The organism is Belnapia sp. AC561 (assembly GCF_979252845.1).
This window is the reverse complement of sequence record NZ_CEEDBP010000392.1, coordinates 1-247: the sequence shown is the minus strand read 5'-3', so window position 1 is coordinate 247 and position 247 is coordinate 1. Positions and strand designations below refer to the sequence as shown.

At 66.8% G+C, this 247-nt stretch carries 1 protein-coding gene; it reads left to right on the top strand.

Annotation, left to right across the window (positions count from 1 at the left end; all coding sequences use genetic code 11):
- Positions 1 to 184, top strand: a 184-nt coding sequence (locus AC0IW9_RS31565) for an SDR family NAD(P)-dependent oxidoreductase (RefSeq protein WP_471652230.1), incomplete at its 5' end; no start/stop codon positions are given.
- Positions 185 to 247 lie beyond the last annotated feature (63 nt).

The following is a 247-nucleotide window of genomic DNA, read 5'->3' as shown; positions in this document are numbered from 1 at the left end:
CATGCCCTCGGGCAGCGGCATCATCAACACCCCCTCGAGCACCGCCTACAAGGGCAGCCCGGGGCTGATCGACTATTCCAGCACCAAGGGCGCCAGCCTCGCCTTCACCCGCAGCCTGTCGCAGCAGCTCTGGGAAAGCCGGCAGATCCGGGTGAATGCGGTGGCGCCCTTGGTGCTGGAATAGTCGATCAGCCCCGGGCTGCCCTTGTAGGCGGTGATCGAGGGGGTGTGGATGATGCCGCTGCCC